This is a genomic window from Roseococcus sp. GW821-FHT12F05 (genome assembly GCF_058806835.1).
Map to the genome: position 1 here is coordinate 41,866 of NZ_JBXAQB010000020.1, position 14,525 is coordinate 56,390.

General features: G+C 68.6%; 14 protein-coding genes. 7 read left to right on the plus strand and 7 right to left on the minus strand.

The genetic code is table 11. The features are described from left to right. Position 1 precedes the first annotated feature (1 nt). Positions 2 to 610: an SRPBCC family protein gene (locus AC1ROY_RS30930; protein WP_493152795.1), complete on the minus strand. Its 609-nt coding sequence runs from the start codon at positions 608 to 610 to the stop codon at positions 2 to 4. A 278-nt stretch (positions 611 to 888) separates the two neighbouring features. Between AC1ROY_RS30930 and AC1ROY_RS30935 the strand changes: the two genes are divergently transcribed. Then, positions 889 to 1,863, plus strand: a complete 975-nt coding sequence (locus AC1ROY_RS30935) for a Bug family tripartite tricarboxylate transporter substrate binding protein (RefSeq protein ID WP_493152796.1) — start codon at positions 889 to 891, stop codon at positions 1,861 to 1,863. Positions 1,864 to 1,879: 16 nt separating this feature from the next. Here AC1ROY_RS30935 and AC1ROY_RS30940 read toward each other — a convergent pair whose 3' ends face one another. The 5 genes from AC1ROY_RS30940 to AC1ROY_RS30960 all read right to left on the minus strand — a co-directional run bounded on the left by AC1ROY_RS30940 (position 1,880) and on the right by AC1ROY_RS30960 (position 6,317). After that, entirely contained in the window at positions 1,880 to 2,851 is a 972-nt protein-coding gene (locus tag AC1ROY_RS30940; protein ID WP_493152797.1) for a Bug family tripartite tricarboxylate transporter substrate binding protein, read from the minus strand. A gap of 174 nt (positions 2,852 to 3,025) precedes the next feature. Further along, the gene (locus tag AC1ROY_RS30945; protein ID WP_493152880.1) at positions 3,026 to 3,706 is read right to left on the minus strand and encodes a Bug family tripartite tricarboxylate transporter substrate binding protein; all 681 of its coding nucleotides are present in this window, start codon (positions 3,704 to 3,706) and stop codon (positions 3,026 to 3,028) included. Continuing rightward, positions 3,703 to 4,032 (minus strand): hypothetical protein, encoded by a 330-nt coding sequence (locus AC1ROY_RS30950; RefSeq protein WP_493152798.1) that lies wholly within the window; start codon positions 4,030 to 4,032, stop codon positions 3,703 to 3,705. Before AC1ROY_RS30950 ends, AC1ROY_RS30945 begins: the two co-directional genes overlap by 4 nt. Before the next feature lie 112 nt (positions 4,033 to 4,144). Continuing rightward, a complete protein-coding gene (locus AC1ROY_RS30955) occupies positions 4,145 to 5,299 on the minus strand; it encodes an iron-containing alcohol dehydrogenase (RefSeq protein WP_493152799.1) in 1,155 nt (384 codons plus the stop codon). 70 nt (positions 5,300 to 5,369) lie between these two features. After that, a complete protein-coding gene (locus tag AC1ROY_RS30960; RefSeq protein ID WP_493152800.1) occupies positions 5,370 to 6,317 on the minus strand; it encodes a LysR family transcriptional regulator in 948 nt (315 codons plus the stop codon). A gap of 153 nt (positions 6,318 to 6,470) precedes the next feature. Here AC1ROY_RS30960 and AC1ROY_RS30965 point away from each other — a divergent pair, with 153 nt between their 5' ends. Further along, positions 6,471 to 7,472, plus strand: a complete 1,002-nt coding sequence (locus tag AC1ROY_RS30965) for a LysR family transcriptional regulator (RefSeq protein ID WP_493152801.1) — start codon at positions 6,471 to 6,473, stop codon at positions 7,470 to 7,472. Between the two features lie 34 nt (positions 7,473 to 7,506). On the opposite strand, the gene AC1ROY_RS30970 is transcribed toward AC1ROY_RS30965, so the two are convergent. Next, positions 7,507 to 8,511: an aldo/keto reductase gene (locus AC1ROY_RS30970; RefSeq protein WP_493152802.1), complete on the minus strand. Its 1,005-nt coding sequence runs from the start codon at positions 8,509 to 8,511 to the stop codon at positions 7,507 to 7,509. A gap of 255 nt (positions 8,512 to 8,766) precedes the next feature. On the opposite strand from AC1ROY_RS30970, the gene AC1ROY_RS30975 reads away from it, so the two are divergent. From AC1ROY_RS30975 to AC1ROY_RS30995, 5 genes are all read left to right on the plus strand, one after another. Continuing rightward, on the plus strand, positions 8,767 to 9,660 hold the full coding sequence (locus AC1ROY_RS30975; protein WP_493152803.1) for a LysR family transcriptional regulator: 894 nt from the start codon (positions 8,767 to 8,769) through the stop codon (positions 9,658 to 9,660). Between the two features lie 211 nt (positions 9,661 to 9,871). Then, positions 9,872 to 10,513 (plus strand): aldehyde dehydrogenase iron-sulfur subunit PaoA, encoded by a 642-nt coding sequence (gene paoA / locus AC1ROY_RS30980; RefSeq protein ID WP_493152804.1) that lies wholly within the window; start codon positions 9,872 to 9,874, stop codon positions 10,511 to 10,513. Next, positions 10,510 to 11,460 (plus strand): FAD binding domain-containing protein, encoded by a 951-nt coding sequence (locus AC1ROY_RS30985; protein ID WP_493152805.1) that lies wholly within the window; start codon positions 10,510 to 10,512, stop codon positions 11,458 to 11,460. The genes paoA and AC1ROY_RS30985 overlap by 4 nt, the downstream gene beginning before the upstream one ends. Positions 11,461 to 11,463: 3 nt before the next feature. Next, positions 11,464 to 13,671, plus strand: coding sequence for an aldehyde oxidoreductase molybdenum-binding subunit PaoC (gene paoC, locus AC1ROY_RS30990; RefSeq protein ID WP_493152806.1), 2,208 nt, complete (start codon positions 11,464 to 11,466; stop codon positions 13,669 to 13,671). 22 nt (positions 13,672 to 13,693) lie between these two features. Continuing rightward, positions 13,694 to 14,440, plus strand: a complete 747-nt coding sequence (locus tag AC1ROY_RS30995) for a carboxymuconolactone decarboxylase family protein (protein ID WP_493152807.1) — start codon at positions 13,694 to 13,696, stop codon at positions 14,438 to 14,440. Positions 14,441 to 14,525 lie beyond the last annotated feature (85 nt).

Here is a 14,525-nt window from a genome sequence, read left to right on the forward strand (position 1 = left end):
CTCAGCGTTCCCTCTTGGTGAACAGGCCTTTGGCCCATGATTTGACGATGCTCCAAAGGAGACCGAAGGCACTCAGCTCGCGCGCAGCTGCGGGCGCTCGTGGCGGCACCGAGGCGACCGGCGGCGCTTCGGTTCCGGGCTGCGGATCCGGCATCGCGGCGGGCGAGCGCTCCGCCACCAGCCCCGCAAGGTTGGTCGAGAACTCCGCGAGCAGCGCGCGCGCGACGTGGACGCCGCCGGCATTGGCGAAAGTCTCCAACGGGCCGGTGACGGTGAAGGAACCGTCCACCGTCAGCACGGTCTCGTCGCCGTCCGCGACGGCGGTCAGTGTCCCATTCGACATGGCGCGCGAGGCACCGCGCTGGTCGATGCCGCGCCCCTCGATGACGCAGCGATGCGCGGCATGGTCGAATTCCAGCGTCGCCTCGCCGCGGAAGGTCGCGACGGTGGGGCCGAAGCGCACCTTGATGGAGCCGCGCCACACGCCGTCGCCCTGATCGGGCGCCATCTCCGCGCCGGGGATGCAGGCGGCCACCAGGGCAGGATCACCGAGCAGCGGCCAGACCTCGGCCAAGCGCGACGGTATTCGGGTCTTCTCGCTGATATCCATCGGGTTCCGCGCTCAATCCAGTGGGCTCCCGACGGCGCCGGCCGGGGAGCCGAGGGGATACATTCGACGCGTGCACCGCCCGCGTCTTCTCCGTTCCGGCACCTAACAGCTATAGCGAGATTCTTGGCGACACGCCGTGGATCGACATAGCGGCTATAGCAAAACGCTTGAGGGCCGCGCCGCGGATCGGCTCCTAGTCTCCCGCCCCTCAGCACGCGACCGGAAATGTGGGGCTCATCAAGAACCTCCGATCGGCGCGTAGTCCGGAGGGGGAACGCATGTCTCTTCATCGACGCGCCGTACTGGCAGCACCGGCGGCGCTCGGCGCCTTTCGTGCATCCGCACAGACGGCGGCCTTCCCGTCGCGCCCCGTGCGCATCATCGTCCCCTATACGCCGGGCGGCGTCTCCGACATCACGGCGCGGCTGATCGCCGAGCCGCTCGCCGCCGCCTGGGGCCAGCCCGTCGCCGTCGAGAACCGGCCTGGCGCCTCAGGCATCATCGGCGCCGAGGCCGTCGCGCGGGCGGCGCCCGACGGGCATGTCCTCGGCGTCACCTCCTCGGCGCATGCGGTGAATCCCGGCTTCTTCCACCTGCCCTTCGACACGGTGCGGGACTTCACCTACCTCACCATGGCGACGGCGACGCCCATCGTCCTCTGCGCCTCCGCGGCCTTCCCGCCCTCCACCTTGGACGAGCTGGTCGCCTATGCGCGGGAGACTCCGGGCAAGGTCAGCTATGCCGGCTCCGGCGGGCTGTCGCGCCTGGCGGCGGTGATGTTCGGCCAGCGCGCCGGGATCACCATGGAGCACATCCCCTATCGCGGCAGCAGCCACGCCCATCCGGACCTGCTGGCGAACCGCGTGAACATCATGTTCGAGACCTTGCCCGCGGCGCTGGAGCACATCCGCTCCGGCCGGCTGAAGGCCTTCGGCGTCTGCAGCGCCACCCGGGCCGCCCAGCTGCCCGACCTCGCGGGCATCGGCGAGAGCTTCATGCCCGGCTTCGAGGCTGCCACCTGGGGCGTGGTCTATGGGCCCGCCAACCTGCCGCCAGCCGTTGCGACGCGGATCACCGCCGATGTCGGGAATGCGCTGCGGCTGCCAGACGTGATGCGCCGGCACCAGGGACTTGGCGCGGACGTCGTACCGGGCACCAGCGAGGCAGCGACGCGCTACGTCGCCGCCGAGGCGGCGAAATGGGTGGAAGTGGCCCGGCAGGCCGGCATCGAGCTGGAGGGCGCCCCGCGCTGAGTCGGGGCGACGCGGCTCAGTCGACGGTGATGTTGGCGGAGGCGACGAGCGCCCGCCAGCGCGCCAGCTCCTCCCGGCCATGGGCGGCCAGCGCCGCCGTATCGCCCGGCACCACGTCGAAGCCGAGCTCCGCCAGCCGGCCGATGGCCGTCTCGTTGGCGAGAGTCGCGAGGACCGCGGCGCCGAAGCGGTCCACCACCTCCTGCGGCAGGCCGGCCGGCCCGTAGACCGCCATCCAGGCCGTGATGTCGTAGCCGGCCAGCCCGCTCTCCTGCAGCGTCGGGAGATCCGGCATCAGCGCCGTGCGGCGCGCGGTCGTCACCGCGAGTGGCCGGATGCTGCCGGCGCGGATCAGCGGAATGCCGACCGTGACGTCGACGAAAGCCATTGAGATGCGGCCGGCGACCAGGTCGGTCATCGTGGCGGGAGAACCGCGATAGGGCACCTCCAGGATGTCGACACCGGTCATCGAGGCGAAGGTCCGACCGGCGGCGATATAGAGCGCCGACCACTGCCCATAAGTCAGTGCCCCAGGGCGGCTGCGCGCCAAGGTGACCAGCTCCTGGACCGAGCGAGCGGGAAGATCGTTGTTCGTGGCGAGCATAAGCGGGAAGACGCCGATCCGTGCAATGGGCGTGAAGTCCCGGATCGGGTCGTAGGGCAGGTTGCGAACCAGAGCCGGCGTGATGGCCTGCGTGGTGCCCGTGGTCATGAAGAGCGTGTAGCCGTCGGGCCGGGCCCTTGCCGCGGCGCTGGCGCCGATCGCTCCGTTCGCACCGCCACGGTTGTCGATCACCACCGGCTGGCCGAGGATCCGGCCGACCTGATCGGCGAGGATGCGGGCCACGCCGTCGGCGCCGCCGCCGGCGGCGAGCGGCACGATGGCGGTGATGGCGCGTTCGGGATATTCGGCCCTGGCCTGCGACAGGGGGGTAAACAGGGGGGCCAGGCACATGATGCCGCCCAATGCGGCCATCGCTATCTTCATCCGACGTCATCCTCGCTTCGCTTGCCCGCCTTTTCGGCGTGGTCTTACCGCGAGGATGTTCAGCCAGTTGCGGCCGGCGGCCCAATGCCATGCCGCGCTACCAGCTATAGCGGGTGTCGGAGCGGGCCGGCGCCTCACGCCAGTTGTGGCGCCCGCAGCCCGATGCCGATGGGGCTATCCGAGCCGGATGCCGTCCTCCTGGATGAGCCGGCCGACGAGGCTGCGCTGGGTGTCCAGGAAGGCCAGAAACGCCTGCCGGCTGCTGCCGATCAGATCGACGCCGATCGGCTGCACGCGCGCCAGGACCGCGGGATCCCGCGCGGCATCGCGCACCAGCGCCTGCATGCGGTCGATCAGGGGCTCCGGGGTGCCTCTCGCGGCGAACAGGCCTTGCCAGTCATCCATGTCGAAGCCTGGCAGGCCGCTCTCGGCCAGCGTCGGCACATCGGGATAGAGGGGGATGCGCTGCGCGCTCGTCATCACCAGGATCCGCAGCATGCCGGCCTCGTAGGCCGGCCTGATCGTCGACGTCGTGAGCAGCACCGCATCTAGATTGCCCGCGGCGACATCCCGCGCCGCGTCGGTCGCGGCGCGGTAGGGCACGTGCACGAGCCGGATCCCCGCCCGCCGCTGGAACAGCGCGCCCGCCAGATGGGCCATGCCGGCGGCGGGCGGGGTGCCATAGGTCACCGTCTCGGGATGGCGCCTGGCGTGATCGACGAACGCCTCGATGGTCTGGGCCGGAAAGTCGCGGCGCACCGCGATCACCTGCGGGAAACGGGTGATCTGGGTGACGGGCGTGAAGGCCGTCGCATAGTCGAATGGCAGGTCGGCGATCAGCAGCGGGTTGGTCAGCTGGTTCGCGGCGTCGACGAGGAAGGTGTAGCCGTCGCGGAGCCGGCGATCACCGAATTGCCGCCCGTGCGGTTCTCCACGACGACGCCCTGACCCAGCCGCTGGGCCATGCTGCCCGCCAACGCGCGAGTCGCCGTGTCGGCGGCGCCGCCGGCCCCGAAGGCCACGATGAGGCGCACCGGCCTCGTCGGCCAGTCGCCACCCTGCGCATGAGCCGTGCCGATCAGCGCCGCCGACAGCAGCACCGCGCGGCGGCCGATGGGGCGCCCCGCTGCCGCGCCTCGGCCGACCTCGGAGTGGCGGTCGCTCTCTTCACCTGGCGTCATCTCCATGTCGGTCGACCGCCTTTCCAGCGTGTTCTTCGATGGGGATGTTCAGGCAGTCGGGCTCAGCGGCCCAATGCCATGCGGCGCTACCAGCTATAGCGGACGTGAGACGTCAGTGGGCTTCCTGGAACAGCTTCAGGAAGTCGTCGCGCGTCGTCTCGCGCGGGTTCCAGCGGTTGTAGCCGGCGGCGATGGCGAGATCGGCCATCTCCTCGTACTTCGCGGGATCGGCATCGATGTCACGCAGCCGCGCGGGAATGCCGAGGTCGCGGCAGAGCCGCTCGATGGCCACGACGCAGGACTGCCCCTCGGGCTCGGCCGGCGCATCCGCGTCCACGCCCATCGCGCGCGCTGCGCGGGCATATTTGGCGCTGCTCGACGCGCGGTTGAAGGCCGCGACATGCGGCAGGCAGATCGCGTTCGAGAGGCCGTGGGAGACATGGAAATAGGCGCCGACGAAGCGCGCCATGCAATGGACGTTGCCGAGGCCGGTCAGTCCGAAGGCCATGCCTGCCAGGGCCGAGCCGCACAGCATCTGCAGCCCCGCCGCATGGTCCCGGCGGTCGGCGACGAAGCGGCGGATATTCCCCGCGATCATCTCGATGGCCTGAAGGTTGAGGGCGTCGGTGATCGGGTTGGCGTTGCGCGAGATGTAGGATTCGAAGGCATGGACGAAGGCATCCATGCCCGAATGCGCCGCCACATGGGCCGGAACCGTCTCGAGCGCCAGCGGATCGAGGATCGCGACAGCCGCCGGGTTCAGCGCGGCGCTGCGGATGGACATCTTGAGCCCCTTCTCCGTGTCCGTGATGACGCAGGAGCCCGAGACCTCCGAGCCGGTGCCGGCCGTGCTGGGGACGGCGACCATGCGCAGCGGCGGCTTCGCGAATTTGTCGATGCCCTCGTAGTCGTGGATCCGCCCGCCATTCGTCGCGAGGATGCCGACCGCCTTGCCCACATCCATCGTGCTGCCGCCACCGATCGCCAGCAGCGCCTGGGCATCGATCCGCGCGGCCGCGGCTGCCGCCTTCAGGACGGTGTCGGCGCTCGGATCGGGCTCGATCCCGGTGAAGACCCGGAAGGCGATGCCGTCCGCATCAAGAATGCCGCGGATGGCCGCCCAGAAGGGTGTCTTCTCCAGCGCGCCGTCGAGCAGCACCAGCACCCGCTCCGCCCCCAGCCCGCCAAGATGGGAAGCGACCTCCGCATGCGCGCCGAGGCCCATGCTGACGCGCGTGGGGCAGAAGAAGCGATCGATCTGGGTCATCCGGCCTCCGATGGAAAACGCCGAATAGACGCCAGTCCTGCATCGTTGGGGAAGCCGTTGAGGACCCTTATCAGCTATCGCAAACCGATCTGCCTGAGCTTCCGGACTGCCCGGACGACACCTGAACCGCATGCTCCCGAACCGCCTCGCGCAACGCCACGGCGGGTGCGGGAAGCGGGCGCTGCGTCGATGTGAGGATGCCGATCTCCCGATGGATGACGGGTTCCACCAGGGGGCAGCTCGTCAGGCTGGGATGCGCCGCGGTGGGAAGCGCGAAGGAGGTCAGCGTCGCGACGCCCACGCCGGCCTCCACCATGCCCAGGATGGTGGTTGAAAGGCCGAGTTCCATGACCGGCCGCAAGTCGATGCCCGCCTGCGCCAATTCACTCAGCAAGGCGACGCGGGTTCCCGTGCCGGCAGCGAAGCCGATGACGGGAAGTTCGCATAGCGCGCGCCACTCCACCTGCGTCGCGGAGGCCAGCGGATGGTCGCGCCGCACGACGAGGTGGAAGCGGTCCTGCAGGAGGGGCGAGAAGGTCAGGCCGGGCCGGTCGGGGAGCCGGCTGGTCAGCGCGATGTCGAATTGCCCCGCCTCCACGCCACGGTAGAGCTGCTCGGCCGGCGCATCATGCGGTGTCACCTGGATCGTGGGATGCCGAAGGCCGAAGCTGCGCATCACGGGCGGGAGGAAGCCGACCGCCAGGGACGGCACGGCACCGATGGTGATGCGGCTCCGCCGGGTCTGAGCACCCTCTTTCAGGGAGACGAGCGCGCCGTCCAACTCGCTCTGAACACGCTCCGCGGTCGGCAGCAGGAATTCGCCGTCGACCGTCAGATGGGCCGACCGGGTCGTCCGATGGATCAGAGTGGTGCCGAGCCCCAATTCGAGCTGAGCGATCGCCTGGCTCAGGGCGGGCGGCGAAAGCCCCAGCTCGGCGGCCGCCCGCGCGAAACTCCCCAGGCGGGCGACGCGGGCGAAGGCCTCGAGCTGGCGAAGGGTCGGCTTCCAAGCGGGCATTGATCCATAGAATGGAACAACTCTTCATTTATTTCAAATTGCTAATCAAACCCCACTCCGCTCTGCTGTCCGCCCGCCGAGGGTTCCTCTCCGCCACCGTGCCAAGCGGCGCCGAAGATGCGGGCCTTCCGTCGGCACTGGGAGGAATGAACCGTGCAGATCAATCAGCTCCGCTACTTCGTCCATGTGGCGGAGCTCGGAAGCTTCAGCCGTGCCGCGACCCATCTGAATGTCGCCCAACCCGCTCTCAGCCGTCAGATCGGCCTGCTGGAGCACGAGCTCCGGGTGAAGCTGCTTTATCGACACGGGCGCGGCGTCAAGCTGACCGGTCCTGGCACGGAACTGCTGAACCGTGCGGTCAGCCTTCTGCAACAGGTGCAGGAGGCGCGCGATGCCGTGATGGGCGACGGACCGCGGATCGAGGGCCTGGTCCGCATCGGCCTGCCGACCTGGGCGGCCCAGATGCTGCTGCCCGCGGCCCTCCTGCGATGCCGGCGTGAGCATCCCCTGCTGTCGATCAGCGTCTTTGAAAGCAGCAGCGTCAGCATTCTGGAGGAATGGCTTCTGTCGGGGCGCGTCGATCTCGCCGTCGTCGGCACCTCCCCACTTCTCAGTCGGAACCTGACGACCGTTCCTCTGCTTCGGCAGGCCATCATGCTGATCGGGCGCGGCGCTCAGGATGTGCCCGGCATGGGCGATCACCCATTCAGCACGCTGGCGTCGCTGCCGCTGATCCTGTCGCCTCCCGGGCATGGTGTGCGCGAGGCATTGGACATTGCCGCGCGCGAATGCGGAATGCTGCTCCGGCCCGAGATGGAGGTGGATTCCTTCGCCGTCGCGAAGGAGCTCGTCATGCAGGGCTTCGGCTACGCTTTGCTGCCCGGCGAGGTCGTCCGCAACGAGGTGGCGGCGGGCAGCCTCTGGTGCCGGAACTTGTGCTCCCCTCGGGTCGAACGTGAGTTGCTCCTGGCAAGCAGCGTTGAGCGGCCTCTGACCAGCAGCGGGCGCGTCCTGCAAAAGATGCTGCTGGAAGTGGCGGCGAGTTCCCTTGTCCCGAGACAGAGCGAGCCGAGGCGGAGGATATCCCAAGGACGTATGCCGCCTGTTCCCCATAGCCGGCATCATCCAGGCACGTCACCGCAGCAGAGTTCCTAGGCTTCCGATCGATGTTTCAACCGAACTTCGCCGACTAGCGGCCCGTCTGGGCAAGCACGGCTTCCGGCAGCCGGGCGCCTTGGATTGGGATTGCGGAGGCGGCGGCATCGATGTTCTCGAGTTCCATCGGCGAGAGCTCAACCTCCGCAGCGCCCAGATTTTCTTCGAGGCGATGCAGCTTGGTCGTGCCTGGGATCGGCACGATCCAGGGGCGCTGAGCCATGAGCCAGGCCAGTGCAATCTGCGCGGGCGTCGCCTGTTTCCGGGCCGCGAGGCGCTTCAATAGATCAACCAGCGCCATGTTGGCCGCTCGCGCGCCAGCGGCGAAGCGCGGCGACATCGAGCGGAAATCCGTCGGAGCAAGCTTGGTCGAGGCATCGATCTTGCCGGTCAGAAAGCCCGCGCCAAGAGGGCTGAATGGCACGAAGCCGATCTCCAGTTCCTCGCAGAGGGCCAACACGCCGTTGGTCTCGACATCCCGCGTCCATAGCGAGTACTCGTTCTGCAGCACGCTGACGGGCTGAACCCTGTGGGCCCGCCGGAGGGAATCGAGGCTCGGCTCGGAAAGCCCGAAATGCTTCACCTTGCCGGCCGCGATCAAGGCTTTGACCGCCCCGGCGACATCCTCCATCGGCACGGACGGGTCGACCCTGTGCTGATAAAGCAGGTCTATCCGGTCGGTGCGGAGCCGCCGCAGCATGGCATCGACCACCGCGCGAATGTGGTCGGGGCGGCTGTTCAGGCCGCCGGTACGGGCACCTGTCTCGAGGTCGATGTCGAAGCCGAACTTCGTGGCAATCACGACTTCGTCCCGGAAGGGCTCCACGGCCTCGCCAAGCAACGTCTCGTTCCCGAAAGGGCCGTAGGCCTCCGCCGTGTCGAAGAGTGTGACGCCGCGCTCGAAGGCGGCCCGGATCAGCTCGATGGCGTCGGTGTGCGGGGTCGGCTCGCCATAGGCTGACGACAGGCCCATGCAGCCATAGCCGAGCGCAGAGACGTCGAGACCGGCCTTACCCAATGTGCGATGCTTCATCGTCATCATCTCCTCCTGATCAGCGCGATCTCCGATCGCCGCGGAACGCCCTCGCTGGCGATCCGCACGGTGCCCGTGAAATAAGCCTCCGGCCCCTTGGCCCATGGCGGGGAACCGCTTCGCCTGATGTGCATGGTCATCTCTCCTTGCAGGCAGAGCACATGGCACGACACCGGCGGATGAATTAGGTGAGCCAATCTGCATGGAGTTATATTCTCCATTCATGACCGTTCGCTTGCTGCGACCCGCCAGGACCTGCTGATGCGCCGCGAGGACCTACTGGATCTCAATGCCTTCCTGACCGTCGCGGAAGAGCAAAGCTTCACCCGCGCCGCGGCAAAGCTCGGCACCTCGCAATCCTCGCTGAGCCACACCGTCCGGCGGCTGGAGGCACGGCTCGGCGTTCGCCTGCTGAACCGCACCACCCGCAGCGTGGCGCCCACGGAGGCAGGCGAACGGCTGCTCGGCACCCTCGCCCCCGCGCTGGGCGACATCGGTGCGCAGCTGGCCGCGCTGAGTGAGCTCCGCGAGAAGCCCGCCGGTCTCGTCCGCATCACCGCGGGGGAGCATTCGGCCATCACCATCCTCTGGCCTTCCCTGCGGAAACTCCTGCCCGACTATCCGGACATCCAGGTGGAGGTGGTCGTGGATTACGGCCTCACCGATATCGTCGCCGAACGCTACGACGCCGGCGTCCGGCTCGGCGAGCAGGTGGCGAAGGACATGATCGCCGTGCGCATCGGGCCCGAGATGCGCATGGCGGTGGTCGGATCGCCCGACTATTTCGCCCGCAGGCCCGCGCCGGCAACGCCGCAGGATCTCACCGACCACGCCTGCATCAACCTGCGCCTACCCACTCGCGGCGGGGTCTATGTCTGGGAGTTCGAGAAGGACGGCCGCGAGTTGAACGTGCGTGTCGAGGGGCAGCTGGTCTTCAACAACCTCGCCCTGCGCGTGGATGCCGCCCTGTCGGGGCTAGGGCTGGCTTATTTGCCGGAGGACAGCGTCGCCGCCCATCTCGCGGCCGGGACGCTCCTGAGAGTGCTCGCGAACTGGTGCCCGCCCTTTCCCGGCTACCACCTCTACTATCCCAGCCGACGCCAGCCGACGCCGGCCTTCACGACAGTGGTCGAGGCCCTGCGCTATCGCCGCTGAACGGCGGCGCGTCCGGTTTCATGAATCCTGGACATAAGCCCAATCCTTTTCTTACGCCTAATCGATGAGCGTGCAGCCGCGTTAAAACTCCATCGCCGCATCGCACAACGGATGAGGCGCGCAGCCGTTCTTCCTCCACGCAGGATCCGCGCGGGCGCACGGCGTCGCGCAGAGGATCCTCGTCAGCAGCAACAGAGGGGCGAAAACCGTCATGCATCCTCGCGACGATCTCGAATTTTCCCGGCGAGGCGTTCTCGTCGGCGCCGCCGCGTCCGGAACTGCACTGGCGGTCCCGGCTGGCGCCGAAGCCGCCCTCGAAATCCCACCGGGCGGAGCGCCGAACGTGTCCAAGGTTTCCCTTAACGTGAACGGCGAGGCCCACGAACTCGATCTCGACACCCGCACCACCCTCCTCGATGCGCTGCGCGAGAGCCTGCATCTCACCGGCACCAAGAAGGGCTGCGACCATGGCCAATGTGGCGCCTGCACCGTGATGTTGGAGGGCCGGCGCATCTACTCCTGCCTCACGCTCGCCGTCATGCACGACGGCGAGCGGATCACCACCATCGAAGGCCTCGGCACGCCCGAGCAGATGCATCCGATGCAGGCCGCCTTCGTGAAGCACGACGGCTATCAGTGCGGCTACTGTACGCCCGGCCAGATCTGTTCCTCCGTCGCGGTCCTGCGCGAGATCGAGGCCGGCATCCCGAGCCATGTCAGCGCCGATCTCAACGCGCAGCCTCGCGTCACCGCCGAGGAGATTCGAGAGCGCATGAGCGGCAACATCTGCCGCTGCGGCGCCTACGCCAACATCCTCGACGCCATCACCGAAGTCGCGGGGGGTCAGTCATGAAGCCCTTCACCTATGAGCGCGCCCGTTCCCCTGCCGAAGCGGCGTCCGCCGCGGCGCGGAGCAGCGGCGCGAAGTTCATCGCCGGCGGCACCAACCTGCTGGATCTGATGAAGCTGCAGATCGAGACGCCGACCCACCTGATCGACGTGAACGGCCTGTCGCTGGACCGCATCGAGCCGACGCCTGAGGGCGGGCTGCGCATCGGCGCACTGGTCCGCAACACCGACCTCGCAGCGCACGGGCGCGTGCGGCGCGACTATGGCGTGCTCTCACGCGCGCTGCTGGCCGGAGCATCCGGCCAGCTCCGCAACAAGGCGACGACAGCCGGCAACCTGCTGCAGCGGACGCGCTGTCCCTATTTCTACGACACGAACCAGCCCTGCAACAAACGCCAGCCCGGCAGCGGCTGCTCGGCGCTGGAAGGCTTCAGCCGGCACAACGCGGTCGTCGGCGTGAGCGACGCCTGCATCGCCAACCACCCGAGCGACATGGCCGTCGCCATGCGGGCGCTGGATGCGACGGTGGAGACCGTGAAACCTGACGGCGCGGCGCGGCAGATTCCCATCGCCGATTTTCATCGACTTCCCGGAGACACGCCGCAGGTGGAGAACAGCCTTGAGCCGGGCGAGCTGATCACCGCGGTCACGCTGCCTGCGCCGGCCGGCGGCGCGCAGATCTATCGCAAGGTGCGCGACCGCGCCTCCTATGCCTTCGCGCTGGTCTCGGTGGCAGCCATCGTCCAGCGCGACGGCACGGGCCGCGTCGCGCTCGGCGGCGTGGCGCACAAGCCCTGGCGCGTGGAGGCAGCCGAGGCCGAGTTGCCGCGCGGTGCGCGGGCTGTCACGGCCCTGCTGTTCGAAGGGGCCCGCACCACCCACCACAACGCCTTCAAGCTGCCGCTGGCCGAGCGCACGCTCGCCGCGGTGCTGACGGAAGCGAGGGCCTGAGACATGCGCTTCGACACCCCCGCCACCACCAATCCGATCGACCAGCTGAAGGTCGTCGGCCAGCCGCTGGACCGTATCGACGGTCCTCGCAAGACAACCGGCACCGCGCCCTATGCCTATGAGCGGCACGACGTCGCCCCGAACCAGGCCTATGGGTTCGTCGTCGGCTCGGCCATCGCCAAGGGCCGCGTGAATGCCATCGACACCGCCGCGGCCAAGGCGGCACCGGGCGTGGTCGCAGTCGTGACCACCCTCGACCTGGCGCCCCTGGCGAACGGGCCCATGAACACGGCTGTCCTCTTCGGCGGGGCGGATATCCATCACTACCACCAGGCTGTCACCCTCGTGGTGGCCGAGACCTTCGAGCAGGCACGCGCAGCCGCCGCACTGGTGCGGGTGGACTACGCCGAGCGGCCCGGCCGCTTCGACCTGGCGGCGCTCGCCAAGGACGCCCCGCTGGCCGGCGACGGCAGCGGCCCGCCGCAGGAGGATCGCGCGGGCGATTTCGAGGGCGACTTCGCGCGCGCGCCGGTGAAGCTCGACGAAACCTACACCACGCCTGACGAGAGCCACGCCATGATGGAGCCGCATGCTTCCATCGCGGCCTGGGAGGGCGAGAAGCTGACGGTCTGGACGTCGAACCAGATGATCGCCTGGGGCAAGCGCGATCTGGCCAAGGCCTTCGACACACGACCCGAGAACATTCGCCTCGACAGCCCGTATATCGGTGGCGGCTTCGGCGGCAAGCTGTTCCTGCGGTCCGACGTCGTCCTCGCGGCCATTGGCGCAAGGGCCGCGCGGCGGCCGGTGAAGGTCGCGCTGACGCGCCCGCTGATGATCAACAACACCACCCACCGGCCAGCCACGATCCAGCGCATCCGCATCGGCGCGACCCGGGACGGGCGGATCACCGCCATCGCGCATGAGAGCACGTCCGGCAATCTCAAGGGCGGCAAGCCCGAGACCGCCGTGCAGCAGACGAAGCTTCTCTATGCCGGGGCGAACCGCCTGACCTCGCTGCGCCTGGCGGAGATGGACCTGCCGGAAGGCAATGCCATGCGCGCGCCCGGCGAGGCTCCGGGGCTGATGGCCCTGGAGATCGCGATGGATGAGATGGCCGAGAGGCTGAATCTCGATCCCGTCGAGTTCCGGATCCTGAACGACACCCAGGTCGATCCCGAGAAACCGGAGCGCCCCTTCTCGCAGCGCCAGCTGGTGCAATGCCTGCGCATCGGCGCCGAGCGCTTCGGCTGGAACCGGCGCAGCGTCACGCCCGGCCAGAGGCGGGAGGGACGCTGGCTGGTCGGCCTGGGCATGGCCGTGGGCTTCCGCAACAACCTCCTGACGAAGTCCGGCGCACGCGTACGGCTGGATGGCCGGGGAATGGTCACGGTCGAAAGCGACATGACCGATATCGGCACGGGCAGCTACACCATCATGGCGCAGACCGCGGCCGAGATGATGGGCGTGCCTATCGACCGGATCGTGATGCGCCTGGGCGATTCCGACCTGCCGGCCTCGGCCGGTTCGGGCGGCCAGTGGGGCGCCAACAACGCGACGGCCGGCGTCTACGCCGCCTGCATGAAGCTGCGCGAGGACATCGCCCGGCGGGTCGGCTTCAACTCCGCGGAGGCCGTCTTCGCCGAGGGGCAGGTGCGGTCGGGCGACCGGTCCGTCGCGCTGGCTGAGGCGGCAGGCGCAGGAGAACTGATGGCCGAGGATGCGATCGAGTACGGCGATCTGGCGCGCCGCTACCAGCAATCCACCTTCGCCGGGCACTTCGTCGAGGTCGGCGTGGACGCCGCGACCGGCGAGACCCGGGTGCGGCGGATGCTGGCCGTCTGTGCCGCGGGACGCATCCTCAACCCCAAGACCGCGCGCAGCCAGGTGATCGGCGCCATGACCATGGGCGTCGGCGCCGCGCTGATGGAGGAGCTGGCGGTGGACACGCGCCGCGGCTTCTTCGTGAACCACGACCTCGCCGGCTACGAGGTGCCGGTGCATGCCGATATTCCGCACCAGGAGGTCGTCTTCCTCGACGAGACGGATCCGGTGTCCTCGCCGATGAAGGCCAAGGGCGTGGGTGAGCTCGGCCTGTGCGGAGTGGGGGCGGCGTTGGCCAATGCCATCCACAACGCCACAGGCCTGCGCGTACGCGACTACCCGATCACGCTCGACAAATTGATCGAGCGGCTGCCGCAGCCGGCGTGATCTCCAGATGAGGACATTGGCTATGACCGCAGCGGTTTCGGCTCTCGCCGCCTCCTCGGCGCAGGCGCAGGGCAATCCCAGGGTAGCGCCGCAGGACGTCTATGCCGTCGCGCCGGCGCTCGGTGCCTATACCGACAACGTGCTGTTCGGCGACCTGTGGCGGCGCCCGCAGCTCTCGCCGCGCGACCGCAGCCTCGTCACCATGGCGACGCTCATCGCCAATGGACGCGCGGCGCAGCTGCGCGGTCATCTTCGCCGCGCGCTGGACAATGGCCTGAAGCCCTCGGAGATCTCGGAGGTCATCACCCATCTCGCCTTCTACTCGGGCTGGCCCACGGCGATCTCGGCCGTCACCGAGACCAGGGCAGTCTTCGACGAGCGCGGCATCGCCTCGGCGGATGTGGAAGCCCTCGGCGAGCCGCTGCCGCTCGACGAGGCCGCCGAGGCGCGGCGGGCCGCCAATGTGCGGGACAATGTCGGCACCTTGTTCCCGCCCCTGGCCGATTTCACCAACGACGTGCTGTTCGGCGATCTCTGGCGCCGGCCGGGCCTCGCATCGCGCGACCGGAGCCTCGTCACCGTCGCGGCCCTGATCGCCAACGGCCAGGCGGAGCAGCTCGACTTCCATGTAAACCGCTCCCTGGATGCGGGTCTGACGCGCGTGGAGCTGTCCGAGGTTGTTACACATCTCGCCTTTTACGCTGGCTGGCCTCGCGCCATGTCAGCCACCTCGGCGATCCGGAATATCCTCGCGGCCCGTTCGGAGTAGCTTTCGGCTTTCGTCAGTGCCGCCGGACAGGTGCTTTGGCCCAGAGAACGTTGTCGTCTCGGTTCCTTCGCCCGCTCCAGTCTTT

Coding starts and splice junctions, on each gene's coding strand:
- paoC (WP_493152806.1), top strand. CDS start 11,464: ATGCGCTTCGACACCCCCGCCACCACCAATCCGATCGACCAGCTGAAG.
- AC1ROY_RS30970 (WP_493152802.1), bottom strand. CDS start 8,511: ATGACGATGAAGCATCGCACATTGGGTAAGGCCGGTCTCGACGTCTCT.
- AC1ROY_RS30955 (WP_493152799.1), bottom strand. CDS start 5,299: ATGACCCAGATCGATCGCTTCTTCTGCCCCACGCGCGTCAGCATGGGC.
- AC1ROY_RS30960 (WP_493152800.1), bottom strand. CDS start 6,317: ATGCCCGCTTGGAAGCCGACCCTTCGCCAGCTCGAGGCCTTCGCCCGC.
- AC1ROY_RS30950 (WP_493152798.1), bottom strand. CDS start 4,032: ATGACGCCAGGTGAAGAGAGCGACCGCCACTCCGAGGTCGGCCGAGGC.
- AC1ROY_RS30940 (WP_493152797.1), bottom strand. CDS start 2,851: ATGAAGATAGCGATGGCCGCATTGGGCGGCATCATGTGCCTGGCCCCC.
- AC1ROY_RS30985 (WP_493152805.1), top strand. CDS start 10,510: ATGAAGCCCTTCACCTATGAGCGCGCCCGTTCCCCTGCCGAAGCGGCG.
- AC1ROY_RS30935 (WP_493152796.1), top strand. CDS start 889: ATGTCTCTTCATCGACGCGCCGTACTGGCAGCACCGGCGGCGCTCGGC.
- AC1ROY_RS30975 (WP_493152803.1), top strand. CDS start 8,767: ATGCGCCGCGAGGACCTACTGGATCTCAATGCCTTCCTGACCGTCGCG.
- AC1ROY_RS30930 (WP_493152795.1), bottom strand. CDS start 610: ATGGATATCAGCGAGAAGACCCGAATACCGTCGCGCTTGGCCGAGGTC.
- AC1ROY_RS30995 (WP_493152807.1), top strand. CDS start 13,694: ATGACCGCAGCGGTTTCGGCTCTCGCCGCCTCCTCGGCGCAGGCGCAG.
- paoA (WP_493152804.1), top strand. CDS start 9,872: ATGCATCCTCGCGACGATCTCGAATTTTCCCGGCGAGGCGTTCTCGTC.